At 72.9% G+C, this 19,875-nt stretch carries 12 protein-coding genes; 4 read left to right on the top strand and 8 right to left on the bottom strand.

Annotation, left to right across the window (positions count from 1 at the left end; all coding sequences use genetic code 11):
• Positions 1 to 166, bottom strand: a 166-nt coding sequence (locus ABD332_RS60280; RefSeq protein WP_425552408.1) for a helix-turn-helix domain-containing protein, incomplete at its 3' end; no start/stop codon positions are given.
• Between the two features lie 239 nt (positions 167 to 405).
• On the opposite strand from ABD332_RS60280, the gene ABD332_RS48445 reads away from it, so the two are divergent.
• The gene (locus tag ABD332_RS48445; protein WP_344511860.1) at positions 406 to 978 is read left to right on the top strand and encodes a hypothetical protein; all 573 of its coding nucleotides are present in this window, start codon (positions 406 to 408) and stop codon (positions 976 to 978) included.
• Here ABD332_RS48445 and ABD332_RS48440 read toward each other — a convergent pair.
• On the bottom strand, positions 968 to 2,575 hold the full coding sequence (locus tag ABD332_RS48440) for a methyl-accepting chemotaxis protein (RefSeq protein WP_344511858.1): 1,608 nt from the start codon (positions 2,573 to 2,575) through the stop codon (positions 968 to 970). The genes ABD332_RS48445 and ABD332_RS48440 overlap by 11 nt on opposite strands.
• Positions 2,576 to 2,721: 146 nt before the next feature.
• On the opposite strand from ABD332_RS48440, the gene ABD332_RS48435 reads away from it, so the two are divergent.
• On the top strand, positions 2,722 to 3,810 hold the full coding sequence (locus ABD332_RS48435) for an NADH:flavin oxidoreductase/NADH oxidase (RefSeq protein WP_344511856.1): 1,089 nt from the start codon (positions 2,722 to 2,724) through the stop codon (positions 3,808 to 3,810).
• Here the strand turns inward: ABD332_RS48435 and ABD332_RS48430 are convergent.
• Positions 3,805 to 5,280, bottom strand: a complete 1,476-nt coding sequence (locus ABD332_RS48430) for a glycoside hydrolase family 43 protein (RefSeq protein WP_344511853.1) — start codon at positions 5,278 to 5,280, stop codon at positions 3,805 to 3,807. The genes ABD332_RS48435 and ABD332_RS48430 overlap by 6 nt on opposite strands.
• A 167-nt stretch (positions 5,281 to 5,447) precedes the next feature.
• Between ABD332_RS48430 and paaZ the strand changes: the two genes are divergently transcribed.
• Positions 5,448 to 7,484 carry a phenylacetic acid degradation bifunctional protein PaaZ gene (paaZ, locus tag ABD332_RS48425; RefSeq protein ID WP_344511851.1) on the top strand — a complete coding sequence of 679 codons (2,037 nt, stop codon included), beginning with the start codon at positions 5,448 to 5,450 and terminating at the stop codon, positions 7,482 to 7,484.
• A 114-nt stretch (positions 7,485 to 7,598) separates the two neighbouring features.
• Complete coding sequence (locus ABD332_RS48420; RefSeq protein ID WP_344511849.1) at positions 7,599 to 8,228, top strand: TetR/AcrR family transcriptional regulator; 630 nt, start codon at positions 7,599 to 7,601, stop codon at positions 8,226 to 8,228.
• Between the two features lie 65 nt (positions 8,229 to 8,293).
• Here the strand turns inward: ABD332_RS48420 and ABD332_RS48415 are convergent, their stop codons facing one another.
• Genes ABD332_RS48415 through ABD332_RS48395 form a run of 5 tightly spaced genes read right to left on the bottom strand, consistent with a single transcriptional unit; the run spans position 8,294 to position 19,839 of the window.
• Positions 8,294 to 12,121, bottom strand: coding sequence for a tetratricopeptide repeat protein (locus ABD332_RS48415; protein ID WP_344511847.1), 3,828 nt, complete (start codon positions 12,119 to 12,121; stop codon positions 8,294 to 8,296).
• 38 nt (positions 12,122 to 12,159) lie between these two features.
• Positions 12,160 to 15,561, bottom strand: coding sequence for a hypothetical protein (locus tag ABD332_RS48410; protein ID WP_344511845.1), 3,402 nt, complete (start codon positions 15,559 to 15,561; stop codon positions 12,160 to 12,162).
• Positions 15,558 to 17,480, bottom strand: coding sequence for a hypothetical protein (locus tag ABD332_RS48405; protein WP_344511843.1), 1,923 nt, complete (start codon positions 17,478 to 17,480; stop codon positions 15,558 to 15,560). Before ABD332_RS48405 ends, ABD332_RS48410 begins: the two co-directional genes overlap by 4 nt.
• 20 nt (positions 17,481 to 17,500) lie before the next feature.
• Positions 17,501 to 18,673 (bottom strand): caspase family protein, encoded by a 1,173-nt coding sequence (locus ABD332_RS48400; RefSeq protein ID WP_344511841.1) that lies wholly within the window; start codon positions 18,671 to 18,673, stop codon positions 17,501 to 17,503.
• Positions 18,670 to 19,839, bottom strand: coding sequence for a lipase family protein (locus ABD332_RS48395; protein ID WP_344511839.1), 1,170 nt, complete (start codon positions 19,837 to 19,839; stop codon positions 18,670 to 18,672). Before ABD332_RS48395 ends, ABD332_RS48400 begins: the two co-directional genes overlap by 4 nt.
• Positions 19,840 to 19,875: the final 36 nt, after the last annotated feature.

Below are 19,875 nucleotides of genomic sequence, written 5' to 3'. Positions count from 1 at the left end.
TCGCGCTGGTGGCGTGGTAGTTGACCCGTTCCTGGCGCAGCGTCCACGCCTCGGTCCGGGCCTGCAACGCCAGGTTGTAGACCAGTCGGACACACCCGAACGTCCGAGCAAGCTCGGCGGCCTGCCCGGGGGTCGGGTAGAAGCGGTACTTGAACGCCCGCTTCACAGCCCTGGACACGGCCCACACGATAACGGCCTGGATGGTGAACCTTGCGGTGACACCCGGGCAAGCGCCGATCCGCCTTGGCGGCGGATCGGCTTTCCCTGCCCTGCTCCGCCGGAGTTCCGTTTCCTCCCCGGCCTGAAGGCCGGAGTATCCACGGAAGGAATCCGATGACCCCGCCTGGGCAATCCCGCGCCAGGCGCGGCTCAGCGCAGTGGTGGCGGGGCGCCGGGGGTGGCGCGGTGCGGCTGGTGTGGCTGCACGCGGTCGGGCGGCGGGTGCCGGGGGCGCTCGCGGTCATCCTGGCCTGCGCCGCCGGGCTGCGGGTCGCGCTGCTGTGGCAGTGGAAGGACTACGGGGCGCTGCAGCTGCCGCTGCTGTTCGAGACCGGCTGCGCGGCGGCGATCGCCGTCGCCGCCGCCAGCCCGTTCGGCGAGCCGGAGCGCGCCACCGGTGGCCGGCTGCCGTGGCTGCGCCTCGGCAGCGCGCTCGCGCTGACCGCGGTCGCGTCCGGCGCGCTGCTCGCGGCCGGCGGCACGCTCCGGGGCGTGCGTGACCTGGCCGGTCTGGTCGGCGTCGGCCTGCTGTGCGCGGTCCTGCTCGGCGGCGCCCCCGCGTGGGCCGGGCCGCTCGGCTACGCCATGGCCGGCGTGTACGCCCTGTACACGCAGTGGCACGCCCCCGCCCTGACGACGCCGTGGATCTGGCCGGGGCGCCCGGCCAGCGACGTCGGCGGCGCGGTCTGCGCCGCGCTGGTGTTCGCCGCCGGGACGGCCCTGTTCACGTGGCGCGGCGCCCGCGACGTCAGTACCTGAAGCCCGCCACCAGCGTCGACAGCTCCGAGGACATCCGGGCCAGCTCGGCCGTCGTCTGCTGGGACTCGGTGACGCCCTGGCTGGTGACGCGGGACGCCTCGGCGACGCCGGTCATGTTCGCGGCGATCTCGCCCACGCCGGCGGCGGCCTCCGCGACGCTGCGGCTCATCTCGCCGGTCGTGGCCGTCTGCTCCTCGACCGCCGACGCGATCGTCGTCTGGAAGTCGCTGATCCGGCCGATGACCTGCGAGATCTGCTCGATCGCGGCGACCGCGCCGGTCGTGTCGGCCTGGATCGCCTCGACGCGCCGGGCGATGTCCTCGGTGGCCCGGGCGGTCTCCTGCGCGAGGTCCTTCACCTCGGACGCGACGACCGCGAAGCCCTTGCCCGCGTCGCCGGCCCGGGCCGCCTCGATCGTGGCGTTGAGGGCGAGCAGGTTGGTCTGTTCGGCGATGGACGTGATCACCTTGACGACGTTGCCGATCTCCGCCGACGACGCACCGAGCTTGTTCATCGTCGTGGACGTCGACTCGGTGATCGTCACGGCATCGGCCGCGACGCGGGCCGCCTCGGCGGCGTTCTGCGAGATCTCCCGGATCGACGCGCCCATCTCCTCGCTGCCGGCCGACACCGTGTCGACGCTGCGGGACACCTCCTCGGCGGCGGCGGACACCGCCTGCGCCTGCACCGAGGTCTCCGCCGCCGACCTGGAGATCTGTGTCGTCACGCCCGACATCTCCTCGGCGGAGCTCGCGAGCGACGTCGCCGAGCCGTCGATGGTGAGCACGGTCTGCCGCAGCCGGACCAGCGCGTTGTCCAGCGCCTGCCCCATCCGGCCCAGCTCGTCGCGCGTCTGGAGCCCGGTGGTGCGGGTGAGATCCCCCTCCGACAGCGCCTCGCACACCCACTGAACCCGGTTCAGCGGCCGCACGACGCCCCGCGCCACGACCAGCCCGACGCCGAGCGCGAGCGCGAGCCCGACGACCAGCAGGATGATCGAGATCCGGCGGTTGCGCTCGTAGCCGGAGCGGGCCGAGGCCGCGGACTTGGCGGCGTCGGCGTTCTCCGCGTCATTCAGCTCCGCGATGTCCTTGTTGAGGGTCGCGACGATCGGCACGACCTCCGTTTCGCGGGTGTTCTGCCACGACACATAGTCATTGCGGACGCCGGCGGACAGCTGCTTGGCCCTCACCAGCTGCACCCAGCTCTGCCAGGTGGCCGCCAGGTGGTCGATGGTCGCCGGGTTGCCCGCGGGGAAGCTCTTGCGGTACGCCTCGATCGCCGCGTCGAACGCCTTCAGGTCGTTCTCGAACATCCCGGTGTACTTCGTCACCGTGTCCGCGTCCTGCGAGATCGCCTGGTTGGCCAGGTCGACCCTGGCCAACGCCGCGGACGCCTTGATCTGCCCGACCGCGGCGACGCTCGCGACGTTGCTGCGGTAGATCCGCTGCGCCGTATCGCTGGCGTCGGACAGCGACAGCAGCCCGGTGATGCCGACGGCGAGCGCGACCACGGCGGCGACACCGATCGCGAAGAGAATCTTGACACGGACGCTGAGATGGGTGAACCAGTTGTGTGTACCGGCAGGCGAAGTCACCAGGGGCCTCCGAAGTACGAGTGAGCTCACCCCACCGTACGAAACGCGGCCTTTGTCCGAAGGCGATTCGCGATCATCGCCCGCCCGGGGTGTTGCCTTCGTCATAGGGTGGAAGACGCGGCGCCGGCCGGGGTGTTGGCGGCGACATGAGCCGACTCTTCGCTCCGGTGACCCTGCGTGGCGTCACGTTCCCCAACCGCGTCTGGGCGGCACCGATGTGCCAGTACTCGTCCGCCGACGGGCACCCCACCGACTGGCACCTGGTGCACCTCGGCGGCATCGCCCGCGGCGGCGCCGGCGCGGTCATCGCGGAGGCGACCGCGGTGCGCCCCGACGGCCGGATCACCCCGCAGGACGCCGGCATCTGGAGCGACGAGCAGGCCGCGGACTACGCCAGGATCACCGCGTTCATCCGCGGCCAGGGCTCGGTCCCCGGCATCCAGCTGGCGCACGCGGGGCGCAAGGCGTCGACGTTCGCGCCGTGGCGGGGCAAGGGCAGCGTGCCGGCGGCCGAGGGCGGCTGGCCGACCGTCGCGCCGTCCGCGGTGCCGTTCGACGGCTTCGCCACGCCCGTCGAGCTGTCCACCGGCGAGATCGGCGCGCTCGTGCGGGACTGGGCCGCGGCCGCCCGGCGCGCGGTCGACGCCGGCTTCGAGGTCGTCGAGGTCCACGCCGCGCACGGCTACCTGCTGCACGAGTTCCTGTCCCCGCTGTCCAACCTGCGCACCGACGCCTACGGCGGCGACCTGGCCGGCCGGTCCCGGCTGCTGCTGGAGGTCGTCGACGCGGTCCGCGGCGCGCTCCCGGACCGGCTGCCGCTGCTCGTGCGGGTCAGCGCCACCGACTGGGTCGAGGGCGGTCTCACCGTCGACGAGGTCGCCGAGGTGGCCGCCGTCCTCGCCGGGCACGGCGTCGACCTGGTCGACGTGTCCAGCGGCGGCAACCACGCCGGCCAGCAGATCGTCGCCGGCCCCGGCTACCAGGTGCCGTTCGCCCGGGCGGTCCGCGAGCGCTCCGGCCTGCCGGTGGGCGCGGTCGGGCTCATCACCGAGCCCGCCCAGGCCGAGAAGATCCTCGCCGAGGAGTCCGCCGACGTGGTCTCGCTCGGCCGCGCGCTGCTGCGCGAGCCGTCGTGGCCGCAGCGGGCCGCGCTGGAGCTGGGCGACGACGTGGCGTGGCCGCCGCAGTACCGCGCGGGCCGCCCGGCCGTTCCCGTCGCGATCCCCCGCTCATAGCCCGCCGGCGTAGTCGAACCAGTCGAACCGGACGGTGCCGTCGGCGCAGTACATGCCGATGACCCGTCCGGTGAAGCCGCCGGCGACCTCCGTCGACAGGTAGCGGCCGTCGAGCGTGGCGAGCGCGGTGAAGGTCCCGTCGGCGCCCTCCACTCCGAACGCCAGGACGTCGGGTCCGCACCGGGGGTCATCGGTGGATGCGGGCGCCACGTCGACGCCGAGGACGACGGGTCCGTCCGGCACCGGACAGGACGCCACCTCGGCGCGCAGCGGGCCGATCCGGGCCAGCACCCTCGCGGTACCGGCGAACACCTCGATCTCGTAGTGGTGGGCCTCGTCGAGGCGGACCACGAGACCGCCGCGGCCCTCCCCCGGGTCGAGCAGCGTCCTGGCCTTGCACGCGAGGTGCTGCTGGCGCCGGGCGACGAGCGTGACGTCCAGGTCGTCCAGCGACCCGCCGGCCGCGTGCAGCGTCAGCCAGCCGGGCCGGTCCTGGCTCGTGGACGGCGGCCGCCGCAGCGAGACCCACCGTGGATGCATGGGACCGTCGAAGTCGTCGCGGACCGGCTCGGCGGCGGTGGGGTACAACGGCCAGCCCACGGCCGGCAGGTCCAGGGTCAGCGGACCGGCGACCGGCCAGCCGTCGACCCAGCGCACCGGCGCGAGGTACGTCTCCCGGCCGAGGACGTGCCAACCGGGTGAGCCGCCGCCGGGGCGCACCCCGAGCAGCACCATCCACCAGGAGCCGTCGGGCGCCTGCACGAGGTCGGCGTGGCCGGTGTTCTGGATCGGGTGGTCGGTCCCCCGGTGGGTGAGGATCGGGTTGAACGGGCACGGTTCGAACGGCCCGGACGGCGACGGGCCGCGCGCGACCGACACGGCGTGGCCGCGCTCGGTGCCGCCCTCCGCCAGCAGCAGGTACCAGTGGTCGCCGATCCGGTACAGGTGCGGCGCTTCCGGCGCCTTCGCCCCCGGCGTCCCCGACCAGATCCGCTGCGGTTCGCCGAGCACGGCCCCGCTCGCGGTGTCGAGGCGCACCTGAGAGACGCCGGCGACCGTGCACCAGCAGGTCCCGTCGGCGTCCCACGCGAGATCGGGGTCGATGCCGGCGACGCCCGGCAGCGGGATGGGCTCCGACCAGGGGCCGGCCGGGTCGGTGGCGGTGTAGAGCTGGTTGCCGCCGGCGCTGACGTTGGTGACGACGAGCCAGAACCGGCCGTCGTGGTGGCGCAGGGTGGGCGCGTAGAGGCCGCCGGAGGACCGGGTGCCCGGCGGCAGTGGCAGCTGGCTCGGGCGGTCCAGGGCGTTGCCGATCTGCGTCCAGTGCACCAGGTCCCGGCTGTGAAAGATCGGCACGCCGGGGAAGTACTCGAAGCTGGAGCAGGCCAGGTAGTAGTCGTCGCCGGCCCGGCAGACGCTCGGGTCCGGGTGGAAGCCGGCAACGACTGGGTTGCTCAGGTCGCTCGTCATGCGGTGACCCTTCCAAGGCGTTGACAGTGGGGCCTGGGCGGGGGTCTATTATTCGACTGAACGTTTGGTTAGTTTTCGTTGCTTGTCCGCTGGCCTTCCGTTGGTCCAGTTCCGCTGGTCTTCCGTTGGTCCAGTTCCGTTTGGTCTCGTTGGTCGAGGAGAGCCGCATGCCCAGTCCGATGCTCCGGAGCCACGTCCTCGGCGCCTGGCACACCGCTGACGACGACGGCAAGGCCGTCCACGACGCGGTCACCGGCGAGGAGATCGCGCGGGTCAGCTCCAGCGGCGTCGACTTCGCCGCCGCCCTCGACTACGGCCGGCGCACCGGCGGCCCGGCGCTGCGGGAGCTCACCTTCCACCAGCGCGCCGCCCTGCTCAAGGCGCTCGGCCTGCACATCCGCGAGCAGCGGGAGCGGCTCTACGCCGTGTCCGCCAGGACCGGGGCGACGCTCGGCGACTCCAAGTTCGACGTCGACGGCGGCATGGGCGTCCTGCTCTCGTACGCCAGCAAGGCCAAGCGCGAGCTGCCCAACGACACGGTGTACGTCGACGGCCCCGTCGAGCCGCTCGGCAAGGGCGGGACATTCCTCGGCCAGCACGTCTGCGTGTCGCTGCGCGGCGTCGCGGTGCAGATCAACGCGTTCAACTTCCCGGTCTGGGGCCCGCTGGAGAAGTTCGCGCCGGCGTTCCTGGCCGGCGTCCCCACCATCGTCAAGCCGGCCACGCCGACCGCGTTCCTCACCGCCGAGCTCATCGAGGTCATCGTCGAGTCCGGCATCCTGCCCGCCGGCGCCCTGCAGTTCGTCGCCGGCGGCCTCGGCGACACGTTCGACCACCTCACCGGCCAGGACCTCGTCTCCTTCACCGGCTCCGCGTCGACCGCGCAGCTGCTGCGCACCCACTCCGCGCTGGTCCGCAACGCGGTGCGGTTCAACGCCGAGGCCGACTCGCTCAACCTGTCGGCGCTCGGCCCCGACGCCGTCCCCGGCACGCCCGAGTTCGACCTGTTCGTCAAGGCTCTCGTCGCCGAGATGACCGTGAAGGCCGGCCAGAAGTGCACCGCGATCCGGCGGGCCTTCGTGCCGTCAGGGCTGGTCGAGGCCGTGGTCGAGGCGGCGACCGCCCGGCTCGCGAAGACCGTCGTCGGCAATCCGGCCGCGGAAGGTGTACGGATGGGCGCCCTCGCCAGCCTCGACCAGCGCGACGAGGTCCGGCGCAGCGTCGGGGCGCTCACCGGCGCCGGCCGGATCGTCTACGGCGACCCGGAGAAGGTCGACGTGCTCGACGCCGACCCGCAGCGCGGCGCGTTCCTGTCCCCGATCCTGCTCGTCGGCGACCCCGACCGGGCCGAGCCGCACGAGGTCGAGGCGTTCGGCCCCGTCGCCACCGTCATGGCCTACGACACCACCGACCAGCTCGTCGAGTACGCCGCCCGCGGCCAGGGCAGCCTCGCCGGCTCGGTCGTCACCGCCGACACCGCGTTCGCCCGCGACGTCGTCCTCGGCGTCGCCCCCTGGCACGGCCGGCTGCTGATCCTCAACGACCGCGACGCCAAGGAGTCCACCGGCCACGGCTCGCCGCTGCCGATGCTCGTCCACGGCGGCCCCGGCCGCGCCGGCGGCGGCGAGGAGATGGGCGGCATCCGCGGCGTCCTGCACCACATGCAGCGCACCGCCGTCCAGGCCGACCCGGACACGCTCGCCGCGGTCACCGGCCGCTGGGTCGCCGGCGCGCAACGGCACGTCGACGACGTCCACCCGTTCCGCAAGAACCTCGCCCAGCTGCGCCCCGGCGACACCGTCGTCGCCGGCCCGCGCCGTGTCACGCAGGAGGACGTCGAGCACTTCGCCGAGTTCACCGGCGACACGTTCTACGCCCACATGGACGCCGAGGCCGCCGCCGCCAACCCGCTCTTCGGCGAGCGCGTCGCGCACGGGTACCTCGTCGTCAGCCTCGCCGCCGGCCTCTTCGTCGATCCCGACCCGGGCCCCGTCCTGGCCAACTTCGGCGTCGACTCGCTGCGCTTCCTCTCCCCCGTCAAGTTCGGCGACGAGCTCACCGTGACCCTGACCTGCAAGCAGATCACCCCGCGCGAGTCCGCCGACTACGGCGAGGTCCGCTGGGACGCCGACGTCACCCGCCAGGACGGCGAGTCCGTGGCGAAGTACGACGTGCTCACCCTGGTCGCGAAGCCGGCCGGGTGAGCGTCTCGGGCCGCTCCGGCCCACGCCGCAGCGCAGCGGGGGCGGCGGCATGAGCGGCCAGCTTCGCGTCTCGGGCCGGTCAGGTCGACGCCGTAGCGCGGCGGGGGTGGCGGCATGAGCGACGCCGTCGAGCTCGGGCAGCGCCCCGGCCGCGGCCGCCCACCCCGGTACAGCCGCGACGAACTGATCGCGAAGGTCGTCACGGTCTTCAACGAGCGCGGCTACGAGGCCACCTCCATGGAGGACCTCGCCCGCGCGACCGGCCTGAACAAGTCCTCCTTCTACCACCACTTCACCGGCAAGGAGGAGCTGCTCGGCCTCGGCGTCGGCCGCGCCCTCGACGCCCTCACCGCGGTGCTCGCCGAGCCCGAGTCACTCTCCGACCGCCCGGCGCAGCGTCTCGAACACGTGCTGCGCCGCACCGCCGAGGTCCTCCTGTCCGAGCTGCCGTACGTCACCCTCCTGCTCCGCGTCCGCGGCAACACCACCGTCGAACGCGACGCCCTCCACCGCCGCCGCGACCTCGACACCCGCGTCGCCGCCATGGTCCGCGCCGCCGCCGACGCCGGCGAGATCCGCGCCGACATCGACCCCCGCCTCGCCACCCGCCTCCTCTTCGGCATGGTCAACTCCATCACCGAGTGGTACCGCCCCGACCCCTCCCGCCCTTCCCCCGCCCCCGACATCGCCTCCGCCGTCGTCACCCTCACCCTGCACGGCCTCTCCACCCAACCCGCCCCCTGAGCCGCCCACACGCTCGACCCGGCCGGCACCACGCGGACGCCTGCGTTGTGGTCAGGGGTGATGGCTCAGGTGCCGGGCTCCGGGGGCGTCTCGAGGGCGGCGGTGAGGTTGGCGTACTCGGCGTCGTCGAGGACCTGCCGGGCGGCTACGGCGAAGGCGGCGGGACCAAGGCCGACGCGGAGTTGCCGGAGCCGGGCCAGGTTGCGCACAGCCTCCGGCAGGCCGATGGACAGCCGGATGGTGAAGGCCCGCAGATGCAAACGCACAGCGGCCTCGCCGTCGCCGGCCTCCGCGCGCAGATCGCCGAGCTGGCCGACGGCGGTGGCGATGCCGGCCTGGTTGCCGAGGCGTTCGTCGATGGCCAGTGACAGTTCGTACCGGCGTTCGGCCTCGGCATTGTCGCCGCGTTGCCGGGCGAGAATGCCGAGGCGGCCGTGGCCGCTGGCGAGGCGAGCCTGGTTGCCGAGGCGTTCGTGGATGTCGAGGGCCAGCCGGTACCGGCGTTCGGCCTCGGCATGGTCGCCCCGGTCGTGGGCGAGGATGCCGAGCTGGTGGTTGCCCACGGCGATGCCCGCCTGGTCGCCGAGGCGTTCGCTGATGCTCAGCGCCCGCTGGCAGCGGCGGGTGGCCTCTGCGTGGTCACCACGCAGTTGGGCGAGCTGGCCGAGTTGGTGCTCAGTGCTGACGGTGCCGAGCTGGTCGCCGAGGCGTTCCCTGAGGCCCAGCGCCAACAGGTACTGGCGCTCCGCCTCAACGAGGTCGCCGCGCTGCTGGGCGAGGATGCCCAGCTGATGGCGGCCAGCGGCGACGCCGGGCTCGTTGCCGAGTCGCTCGTTGATGGTCAGCGCCAACCGGTACCGGCGCTCCGCCTCAACGAGGTCGCCGCGGTCGAACGCAAGGCTGCCGAGTTGGCCGTGGCTGATGGCGACGCCGACTTCGTCCCCGCGGCGTTCGTTGCCTGCCATGGCCCGCTCGTAGTGCAGTTCGGCTTCCGCGAGGTCGCCGCGCAGGTGGGCGAGGACGCCGAGCTGGTGGGTGCAGGTGCCTGCCCCCCTGTCGTCGCCGAGTTGCTCGAACGCGGTCAGCGCCTCCTGGTAGCTGCGTTCGGCACCGTCGAGGTCGCCTCGGTGCTGGGCGAGCAATCCGAGCTGGTGTGTCCACGCGGGCCGTCGGGGGTGGCCCGGTGGCAGACGGCGCAGGGTGTCGTGGATGAGGGCGGCCTCGCGATCCCAGGCCCCCCAGCGGTGCAGTCGTAGGCAGATGTGTTCGGTGAGAACGTTGGCGGCGTCGAGGTCGCCGGCAGCGATGAGATGGTGACAGGCCTCTTCGCGGTCGAGCAGGTCGGCGACGGGATCCTGCGGTCCTGTTTCGGCCCGCCACTGCCGGTACTCGGCGGCGGAGCGGTGCGCCCGCGTGACCTCGCCGACCAGGTGGGTTGTGCGTGGGGTCTGCCAGCGGCGGTGCAGTTCGGTGGCGGTCCACCGGTGCATGAACACCGTCCCGGTGTCCTGGTCGTGGTGGATCAGGCTGCTGTTGCGCAGCACCACCAGCAGGTCTGCCAGGTCGTCGGGGGCGGTGTACGGCGGCCGACGGTGGGCGTTGACGAGGTCCTCCAACTCGGCGCGGTCCCGTGGGGCGAGGGGCCCGGCCGGGTCGAGCGCGGCGGCCAGGTCGGCAGGCATCAGCTCGTAGGTGCCGAGCAGCGCCGACATCCTGGTGGTGACGGCCACCCGCGCGGCGGGTGACGCGGCCGGGTCGGGGACGCCGGTGTGAAAGGCAAGCGCTACGGTCGGGACGCTTTGCCGGTGGACGCTGACCGCGGCAAGGGTCTCCAGCGCGCCGGGTATCTGCCCGAGGCGGGTGAGGTGGTCGGTGAGCAGGACGTCGTCGGCGGTGAGGGTGATGGTGTCGGCGAGGGCGTCGGCCAGGGTGCGGTCCTGCGCGAGCCACAAGGCTGTCCTGGTGGGGCCGAGCCGTGCGGTCACGGCGGCGGTCAGCCGGTCGGTGACGTCGTCGAAGCGGGCCTGTCCTTGCCCGAGGAGCGCGTCGAGGTACTCCAGCGATCGGGGGTGGCCGCCGACGAGCCGCCATACGTCGCCTGCGGCAGCGGTCGTGGGGGCGTGCCGGTCCACGTTGGGCAGCGACCACAGCAGCTTCGCGGTCTCCGCGGCGGTCAGCGGCCCGACCGGCTGCTCCAGCAGCCGCCGGTTGACCGCGGCGGTGACGTGCACCGGGTGCCGGGAGGTGATGAGCAGCCTGCTGAGGCCGGCGTCGGCGAGCCATGCGGTGAGCAGGTCGGCGAGTGCCGGGTCGGTGACCACCCAACGGTCGCCGGCCGGGGTGAGGTTGTCCTCGAAGTTGTCCAGCACGATCACGATCGGGATGTCGTCCAGGACGTCCTCGCGCAGCAGCGCGAACCGGTCCTGCCAGGACAGGTCCATCCGGTCAGCGGCCTGCACGGCTGCCGTCTGCGGGCCGGGGACGGTCTGACGGCGCAGCAGTTCGCGCCGGGCCGCCGTGGCGGTTGCGGCGAGGACCCCGTCGACGGTCACCTGCCCCGATACGGTCGCGACGCGGCACGCAGGGTCGCGGTCCACGATGCGGCGCAGGACTTCACCGGCGAGGGCCGTCTTGCCGATGCCGCCGATGCCGTGCAGGACGAGTCCGGCGTAGGTGTCGCCGTCCAGTGCGGCGGGCAGACTGCGTTGCAGCCGGCGGCGGCCGACGAACCGGCCTGGGGGCCTCGCCGCGACGCCGCCCCACGTGGTGGCCCGCACCTGGGGGGCCGGCACGTGTGGCAGGGTGTGATCCACTACGGCGATCCGCGGGCCGGCGGCGAGCAGGGTCACGACACCCCACTCGTCGAGCCCCGCGACCTGGATCGTTAACGGGTCCTCGGCCGTAGTCAGGTCGTGGTGTACGAGCCGGCGCGCGTCGGTGACGGCCCGCACCACGTCGGCGTCGGGTATGGCGGCGAGTTCGGCGTAGATGCGGGCGAACAGCAGCGTCGCGTACCGGTCAGTGACGCTGGTCTGCGTGCCGATGACCGCGGACGCGCCACGGGCCGCCAGGTGCGCGGCATAGGAGGAGCCGTCCTGCTCGCCGCCGGTGTCGGTGTAGCAGGCGGCAAGGGAGATGACTGGCGGCATGCGCCCGGACGGCACCGCCTCCTGGATGAGCTCGTCGGCGGTGACGGGTCGGGCTTTGCCGTCGTCGTCTTCCAGCAGCAGTACGCCGGGGCGGCCGTGTGCGGAGATGTGCAGCACGTGGACACCGCCGCTGACGTCGAGCGCGGCGCGGATCGCCGCTGTCGTCGCGAACTGCACCACCTCGACCCGTGCGCCGCTGCGCCGTGCCTTGTGGACGGCCTCCGTCACGGCTCGCAGCTCGTGCTCGTAATCCAACAGGGGGCCGCCGTTGATGTCCGGGGAGGCGATAGCGACCACAATCCGCAGCGGACCCGCCAGGCCCGCCGACGGGAACTGTGCGGTGCCACCGATGCTGCGGTACACGCTGATCCGCGGAAGCAGCGCAAGCGGCTGCCGCGTTTCCGGGTCGGGCAGGGCTTCCCACGGCAACCACGCAAACCCGGGGGCATCCACGGCGAGGCGCAGCGCGATCGTCTCCCGCACCGTCCGTCGCACCAGATCGGTCAGCGCCGCGGCAAGGGGTCCAGGCAGGAACGACTCGGCCAATAGGACCCCGGCGCGCCGCAGCGACAGAAGATCCGGAGCGGGGGCCGCCGCCAGGTCCCGTCCTGATGGTCTGCCGCCGGACCGGGTCCGTTCCCGGCGTGCGTCGTGGATCGCGTGCCCCAGCCCAGGCCGCACCCCGTCGTGCGGAGCCCGGAAGTCCACACCTGCGCCGGACAGCCGGACCTCTGCAGCTGTCACGGAGAGCGTGATGTCGAGTGCCTCGAGGCGTGGCCGGGTCACCGTGCGCAGCCATCGGTGTATGGCACGTCCGGGCCGACGAACCGTTCCCATTCCTCGACGTCCAGCGCACGGCGGTCGCCGGCGCAGGCGAGACCTACGGGGTCGGCGGCGATGGCATCGACGGCGGTGATGTCCCAGACGAGCGGGGCGCCGCTCGTGCTGCCGGTGAGCACGACCTGCTGGCTCGGGCCGAACGTGGCGACGTTAATCGGCCCGCGGTTGCCGCGCAGCTCGGCAACCTTCCGCGGCTGTTGAGGGTCCAGGATCGTCCAGAGGGTGACGCTGCCGTCGCCGTTGCCGGTCAGGGCGAGGGTCTTGGCATGGTTGATGCCGGCGACGCGGACGGCGGTGCCGTGGCCACGCATCGCGCCCCTGGCGATCGGGTGGGCCGGGTCGGTCAGGTCCCAGAGTGTGGCGGCCGCATCGGTGTCTCCGGCGCGTACCAGCAGCCTGCCGTCGGCGCTGAGCGCCAGCGCGGTGACCGGTCCGCTGACGGGCCGCATGCCGGCGACCCGGCGGCGCTGGCCGGACTCGTCGACCTTCCACACCGCAGTGTCGCCGCCGGCCCCACCGACTGCCACGGTGGTGCCGTCGAGGCTGAACGCCAACATGATCGGTTCGGTGACACCGCTCAGCCACCGGTCGATGACCTCGGGCCCGGTCCCGGGTCCGGTCCGCCACAGGGTCAGATCGCCAGCGCCCCCGGCGGCGACGGCGAGTTGCCCGTCACCGCGGAGGCCCACGAACTTGGCCGGGAGGTCGTTCGGCACAGGCAGGGGCTCTGGTTCCCGGCCGTTGAGGTCCCAGAATCGTGGCCCGCCGGAGTCGCCGACGGTGAGCGCGAGCCTGCCGTCGCTGCTCAGCGCGACGGACCCGACGTGCCTGACCGAATCGGGAAAGGCGGTGACCCGCCGAGGGCTGGCAGGGTCCAGCACGTCCCACAGGACCGCAGCTGCGTCCGTGGCGGCGACGACCTGTCCCGCGCCGCTCGCGGCGATCGTACGGGTGGGGCCTGTCATGCCGAACAGGGAGCCGCGGAGGTGGTACGTGGCGCGGGGGGCGATGCTCCATACGATGGCGGCGCCGTCGGCCCCGCCGGTCAACGCGGTCTGCCCGTCGGCGGCCACCGCGACCGAGACGACCGGCCCGGTATGTTCGCGCAGCACCTGCCTGACCTGGTCGGTGCTGCCGCTCGTCGCTTGCCAGACGATGCTGTCACCGCCGGTGCCGCCCACCAGCGACACGGTGCCGGTGCTGTCGGTCGCAGCGGAGATCATGTCGTCGGTGGTCGCCACGGCGGCCACGGCGGCGTCGCCGCTGCGCAGAAGGTTCGGCAGACTGCCGTACAGCTGCTGGCTGAGTTCGGTGAGCTGGATGATGGCCGTCACGCGTTTCGTGGCGCCGACGACGACCCGCTTGGCGTCGGCGGACAGTGCGAGTGTCCTGACGTCGTCGTCCGCGACCTGGACCGGCTGGTCTGTCGCAGCGGCGCCGACGTTCCACCGGTACAGGCCCGTCGTCGAACCGGCCAGCACCATCCGGCCGTCAGGAGTGGTCACGGCAGCATTCAACCGACCGCTGGGGACCTGCAACCGCTGCGTGAGACGGGCCACCGAGGTGGTGACGTCCCAGAACAGCACCTGCCCGTCGGCCTGCGTCGTCATGACTCGGGTGCTGTCGCCGAGAAACGCAAGCGACACGATCGTGCGGTTGACGCCGGTGCCCGGTGGGGGCGGCGACCATGTCGCGACCGGCAGGGGCCGGGCCGGGTCGGCGACGTCGAACAGGATGGTCGTGCCGGAGGCGCCGCCGACGAGCAGCCGCTGTCCGTCGGCGCGCAACGCCACGGCGGTCACCGGTTCGCCGGTCGGCAGCTGATTGGTGCGGACCGGATCGCCGAGGTCGCTGATGTCCCACAGGGTCACGGACTTCAGGCTGGCCGTGACGGCCAGGCCGGCGGGACCGAGCGCGACCGCGGTGACCGGATCGACGGTGTCGGCCAGCACGACCGATGCCTGGTCACCGGCCAGCGTGGAGACCAGGCCGGCCCGGGTCGCCGGAGTGTCGTGGACGGTCACCGCCGCCAGTCCCAACCGGACGGCGAGCGCGGGCTGTTCTCTGCGGTTATCAACGGCCCGTCCGAGTAGCTCCTGCGCCAGGCGGTCGCGTTGGGCGTCGCCGACGTCGTGGGCGGCGGCGGCGAGCTGGTTCTGGTTGACGGCGTTGTACACACCACCGCCGATGAGGGCGGCGACCACGACGCCGACCACCACCAGCGGGGCCTTCCGCAGTTTGCGTAGCCTGCTGCGGGCTTTGCCGACGGTGGGCACCCACACCGGAGCTGCGCCCGGCGGCAACGGGCGGGGCGCCTCGGCCTCGCTGTCGGTAGGGGCGATGAGCCGCCACTGATTCCGGCCGGACGCGGCGAGCTTCGCGTGCAGACCACCGACCTTCTGCAGCCGGCCGTCCTCGCCGATAACGCCGGTGACGGCAGCCTGCTGCCGGGCCATCCGCAGCGTCGCGGCACGAAGCCACCGCCGCCGCAGCCGCCGGTCACGCAGTTCGAGCAGCCCCACCCCGAACGCCGCGCCCAGCGAGGCGCCGGCGATGAGCCGCTGCGGTCGCCCTTCGTGCGTGGTGGACCACAGCACGCACGGCGGCCGGGTGTCGCTGCCGAACACATGACGCCAGGCCGCGGTGAGCGCGGCGCTGAACTCGTCGTCACCGGCCCGGAAGAACACCATCTGCCGGGGGTCCGGGTACAAGCCGGCTGGGCCGTCGGGCACGATCGTCAGTTCCAGGGTGCCGGCGACCCCGTCGACGTCGGCGCTGGTGGCGTCGTAGACGACGTTGATCCGTTGGCTGTCCTGGGCCGCGGTCAGCGCGCCAGCGAGCATCGCGGCCTGGACCGCGACCCAGGTGCGCGGCGGTCCGCCAGCCATGGCGTCGATGCGCCGCAGGAGGGCCCGGACCGGGCCGGAGCGGGCAGCCGCGGCGAGGCCCGGAGCCGTGTCGAGATCCGGTAGGACCGGCGGAGCCGACCAGTATGCGATGGCCTGCTCCAGCCGACGGTACCCGTCTGGTGCGGTGTCCTCGGGGGCGCCGCAGCAGGCGGCGATGCCGGCCAGGATCCGGGCGGCCCGAGCGACCTCCGGACCTCCGTAGCCGCCCAGCGCGGCGAAGAGTTCTCGCTCAGTGCCGTCCGCCCAGTCGGCGAGCCGGTCCGGGGCGAGCTCGACCGCTTCTTGGCATGCCCGCCACCACAGGTGCTCGTCAACGAGCCGCTGATACACGTCACCGGCGGTGACCGTCGAGGCGGGATCACGCAGCCCCTCGATGAGGCCGTCCACGTCGGCGAGCGCCGAGCCACGCGTACGTTCCGCACCGGTCTCCGTCATCGCTGCTCCTGTCCGGCCGAGCTGGTGATGGTGCTTCGGTGCGGGTCGGACAGCGACGCGGCGAGGGACCGCCAGGTGTCCCGGGTCGCGGGCGTGACCGCGGCCTGCACAGAGGACCGGACCTGCTCGGCGGGCCAGCCGACGAGACCGGCGGCCGGAAACGGCGCCGAGACGTGCCACGGCTGGCGCGGATCGAATCCGGCGAGCAGCACCACGGAGCTGGTCGGGCTGCCGTCGGTCGGGACCGGCACGATTACGACGACCCGGTCGGACGCCGCCGTGCCGTACTCGATCACCGTCACGAGGAACTCTTCGACGGGCGCGGCGGCGACCTCGAGGTGATACCGCCGTTCCCGTTGCCGCAGCACTAGTCGCAGACCTCGCCACGGCAGCTGGATGCGAGTTTCGGCCGGACGTGCGACAGGGCCGCTGGCGTACACGACGGCGGAGTCGCCGGCGAGCGGCAGCGCGAACAGCTGCACCGGAAGCCGCAGCGTCGTGGCGAGCCGGTCGAGCTGGACCCGCCAGCGCCCGCCCGTGACGCCGCGGAACCGGACGCTTCCGCTGTCGTCGAAGACGCCGAGCACCTGGCCGCCGGCGTGGGTGAGGGCGGCGGACTGCGCGGTGAGGTCGGCCGTCGGCCGGTTGTCGACGTACACGGCGAGCGCGACGTCCATTCCTCCGGCGTCACCGGGTGCCACGGTGGCCGCAACGACGACGCCCTCGGCCGTCACCTCCAGAAAGTCGGTGGACCCGTCAAATCCGGTGCGGCTCAACGCCTGCAGCGCCAGCGCCGTCGCCTCTACGGTCCGTCCATCCCGGGCCTCGGCACTCGCGGCGCGCGTCTCGGCAGCCGCCGAGGGTGCCGTTGCAGTCGTGGGTGCCGGCGGCGGTGAATTGGGGATGAGGGTGACCTCGCCCGGCGGCGGGCCGTAGGGCAAGACGGTGCCCGGTCGGTCCGGGTCCGCGCCGGTGAACGCGGTCAGCGGCCCGTCGTGCAGCGCCGCTAGGTAGCTGCGGAGCCGCCGCAGCGTCGCCGTGTCGTGCAGATCGGGCAGGTCGACGAGGCCGGTGATGAGCAGCCGGAGTCCTTCGGCGACGAACGGCAGTTCGCCGAACGACGCCCGCTGCAGCCCGGCAGCGATCCGCGATTCGTCCGGTTCGGCCCGGTACTGCTGCTGGGTCACCCACAACACGGTCGCGTCGACCGAGTCCGGATACTGTCCGGCCAGCGTGTCGACCCAGTCGGCGGCCCGCGGATCACCGATCCGCAGCAGGTAGTAGCCGACGGCGAGGTCCAGCAGTTGCGGGTCGGCGACGTACGCGACGGCCCGCGCCCGGTCCAGCAGGATGTCGTCGGCGACCACACCGGCGAGCGTGAGCTGCCCGCGGAACAAAAGCTGCAGCAGCGTCGTGGCGGCGTCCGGCGGCGGCGCGACGACCCACGTGCCGGGCTCCTCGCCGGCAGCGATCCTCAGCGGGGTATCACGTGGCACGACCAGGATCGGGGTGTGGGCGGTGTCGGTGCCGACCTGAACGCCGGTGAGCCTGGCGGAGCGCCGCGCGATGACCGTCACGTCGAGGTTGCCGCCGCCGGACTCCTCGATGGTGCAGCCGCGGCTGGGCCGCCACCCCCGACGCTCGTATTCCCAGGCACGCAGCCACGTCGGTCGGTCGCGCAGCGGCGCCGGGCGGGCGGTCAGGACCGCCTCGGACCTGTCGGGGACGGCAAGCGTCGCGCGGAGCCGACCCTGGCCCGGCAGGTAGCCGATCGCCAGATACCGGCCGGGATCCATCGCCACGACGGCGGGTTCGGCGGCTCGCAGCGGGGTACGGGCGATCGTCTCGAGCCGTTCGTCGACGAGTTCCAGCACTCCGACGACGGCACCGTCGGACACGTCGGCGTCGATGTACCGCACGGATGCAGTGGCGCCGGCCATCACGAGCCGACCGTCAGATCGAAGACGAACCGAGGCGGCGGCCACAGCCACAACGCGTGCTGCGCGTCCTGGAACGCGCCAGAACGGAACGAGGCGGAGTACTCGTAGACGGCGGCGTCGGCGGTGTCCTCCCACGGCGCCGCTGCCGCGGGCCGTGACTGTTCGGTGCCGCTGTTCGGGTCGCGCAGCCGCAGATCCGCGGCGGTGAGCGCGGCGCCCGGGTCGCAGCCGAGCCGGAACTGGATCCGGGGTGGATGCCGCAGCCTGCGGATCGATCGTCGGCCGCTGCTGCCGCCGTCCGGCTGCTGGCCTCGGGCGGCGGCCCGGTCGTCTCCGGCGAGCAGCTCCGCGAGCGTCGTGGCGAGCCGGTCCTGACGCACCTCCCACCGGCCCGACACCTGCTCGGCGGCGGCGCCGTCCAGCGCGGTGAGCAGGTGCGTGGTGAACAGGGTGATGCCGTCGCCGTCGCCGTATGCCGCCTGCGCCGCGCGGGTCGACCGGATGATGGTCGTGTCGCGATGTACCTGGCGCCGGGCCGGCTGCAGCAGAGGCCGGCACTGGATGTCGTCGAGCTCGTCGACGGCCTCCGACGTGCTGCGACAGGCGTCGATGTAATAGCACTGGGTCAGCGCCGCGCACCGCTGCATGCCGCGGACCAGGTGCTGCACGTTGATGGCGGACTCGAAGAAGTTCAGCGGCGCCGACCCGACGTCCTCGAGGGCGAGGATGTGCCGGTCGGCGTGCTCGACGCCATGGCCGCTGAAGAACAGCACCGCCACGTTGCCGGGGTCGGCGTCGCAGCGGGCGTACCAGCGGCTGAATGCGGCGTGGACCGCGTCGAACGCCGGCTCGTCGACGGGTACGCCATTGAACCGCGGTTGCTGCTGCGGCTCGGACATGAGCAGTTCGACGCTGCCGAGCGGGGCGATCGCGTCATCGGCCTGCTCGCCGATCAGCCACTCCGCGAACCTCGCCGCCGAGCGGGCTGTCGACGCGCGCGCCGGGAACTCGGCGGCGAGGTCGCGATACGCGTGCACATCGTCGGCCGGCACACCCGTGGGTGCCTGGCCGTGCGGTCCGGCGGCGTCGCGGGCGTTGCGGTATCCGCCGACCCCGATCACCAGCGCGTGCGTCGCCGGTCCCTGGACGCCGCTGTCGAAGACCGTCGTCACCGGACAGCCAGCCGTGCCGCGAGCCGCGCATGGAAGTTCGGCTGGCGCAGGTAGGCGGTGTGCGCCCAAGCCGCCCCTGACGGGTACAGATAGTCAGTTACCCCGTCGAAGACCACGGACGCGCGGTAGGCGAGCGGGTCTGCGACGTCCACGACGTTGAGCCATTGTCGTACCCCCGGCGGTAGTGGCATCCGCAACCCGGCCGCGCGGGTGACGTCGACACGTTTGTGCCGGAACAGCTTCAGTTCCTCAAACAGCGCCACCTGGGTGCCGATCGTGACGAGGACGTCGACGCGCAGGTCAGGCCGGAAATGGGTGAGCACGTCGTAGACAATGTTGCCGCCCATGCTGTGTGCGAGGACGACCAGCGGTTCTCCCGGTGCGGTGGCCCGGACCGCCCGCTCCAGGCCGGTGATGACGTCCACGACGATCGGGCCGGGGTGCTCGGCCGTGCCGCGGGCCTCCAGATACGTGGCGACGTCGCCGAACAGGGTCGCCACGGTCCGGCCGAACAGCCGTCGGGCCCCGGAAACGGCCGCACCGGCGGGGGCGGCGAGCAGTTCGCGGCGGATCCTGCCGAGGACTCGGGCGAGGGCGTGCTGGACGTCGTCGCCGTCGCCGAGCTGCTCCAGCAGCGGGCCGTCCGCCGGGAGGGACTCGGCATACAGCTGCCGGACCAGTTCCCGGTCGTTGCGGACGTGGGCGAGCCAGGGGAAGCGGTCCAACTGCGAGCCGTCCGGCTGCAGGCAGATCTGCCGTTGGCAGTACTTCACCACTGTCGGGGCGAAGTCCAGCAGCGCCGAGCTGGTGCCGGGGCCCTGGTCGGCGACGCTGTACAGCAGGTCGACGGCGTCGGGCAGCGAAATCTTGGCGAGGGCCAGCAGCGCGGTCTCGACGTCTGCGGGGTCGCCGCCGAGGGCCGCGGAGATCCATCCGGCGTCGTCGGGACCGAGCCGTTCGATGCCGGTGAGGTTCGCCGACTCGAGGTCCCAGGCGAAGGTGGCGCCGTCGGCTCCCCAGTACGGGCTGATGATCTCGACGTTGTCGGGCCTGGTGAACAGGGCGGGGAGCAGCAGCGTCCGCAGCAGCGTGTCCCGGGTGTTCCCGGTCGCGTCCGAAGGTGATTCGAACCGGTTGCCGACCCCGTGGACGTAGACGACGGCCAAGTGCTGGTCCTCTCCGTATAGTGCTCCGTGAACGAT

This window comes from Dactylosporangium maewongense (assembly GCF_039531485.1).
Classification (GTDB): Bacteria; Actinomycetota; Actinomycetes; order Mycobacteriales; family Micromonosporaceae; genus Dactylosporangium; species Dactylosporangium maewongense.
This window is presented reverse-complemented; position numbering and strand designations above follow the sequence as displayed.

Coding starts and splice junctions, on each gene's coding strand:
- ABD332_RS48435 (WP_344511856.1), top strand. CDS start 2,722: ATGAGCCGACTCTTCGCTCCGGTGACCCTGCGTGGCGTCACGTTCCCC.
- ABD332_RS48430 (WP_344511853.1), bottom strand. CDS start 5,280: ATGACGAGCGACCTGAGCAACCCAGTCGTTGCCGGCTTCCACCCGGAC.
- paaZ (WP_344511851.1), top strand. CDS start 5,448: ATGCCCAGTCCGATGCTCCGGAGCCACGTCCTCGGCGCCTGGCACACC.
- ABD332_RS48420 (WP_344511849.1), top strand. CDS start 7,599: ATGAGCGACGCCGTCGAGCTCGGGCAGCGCCCCGGCCGCGGCCGCCCA.
- ABD332_RS48410 (WP_344511845.1), bottom strand. CDS start 15,561: ATGACGGAGACCGGTGCGGAACGTACGCGTGGCTCGGCGCTCGCCGAC.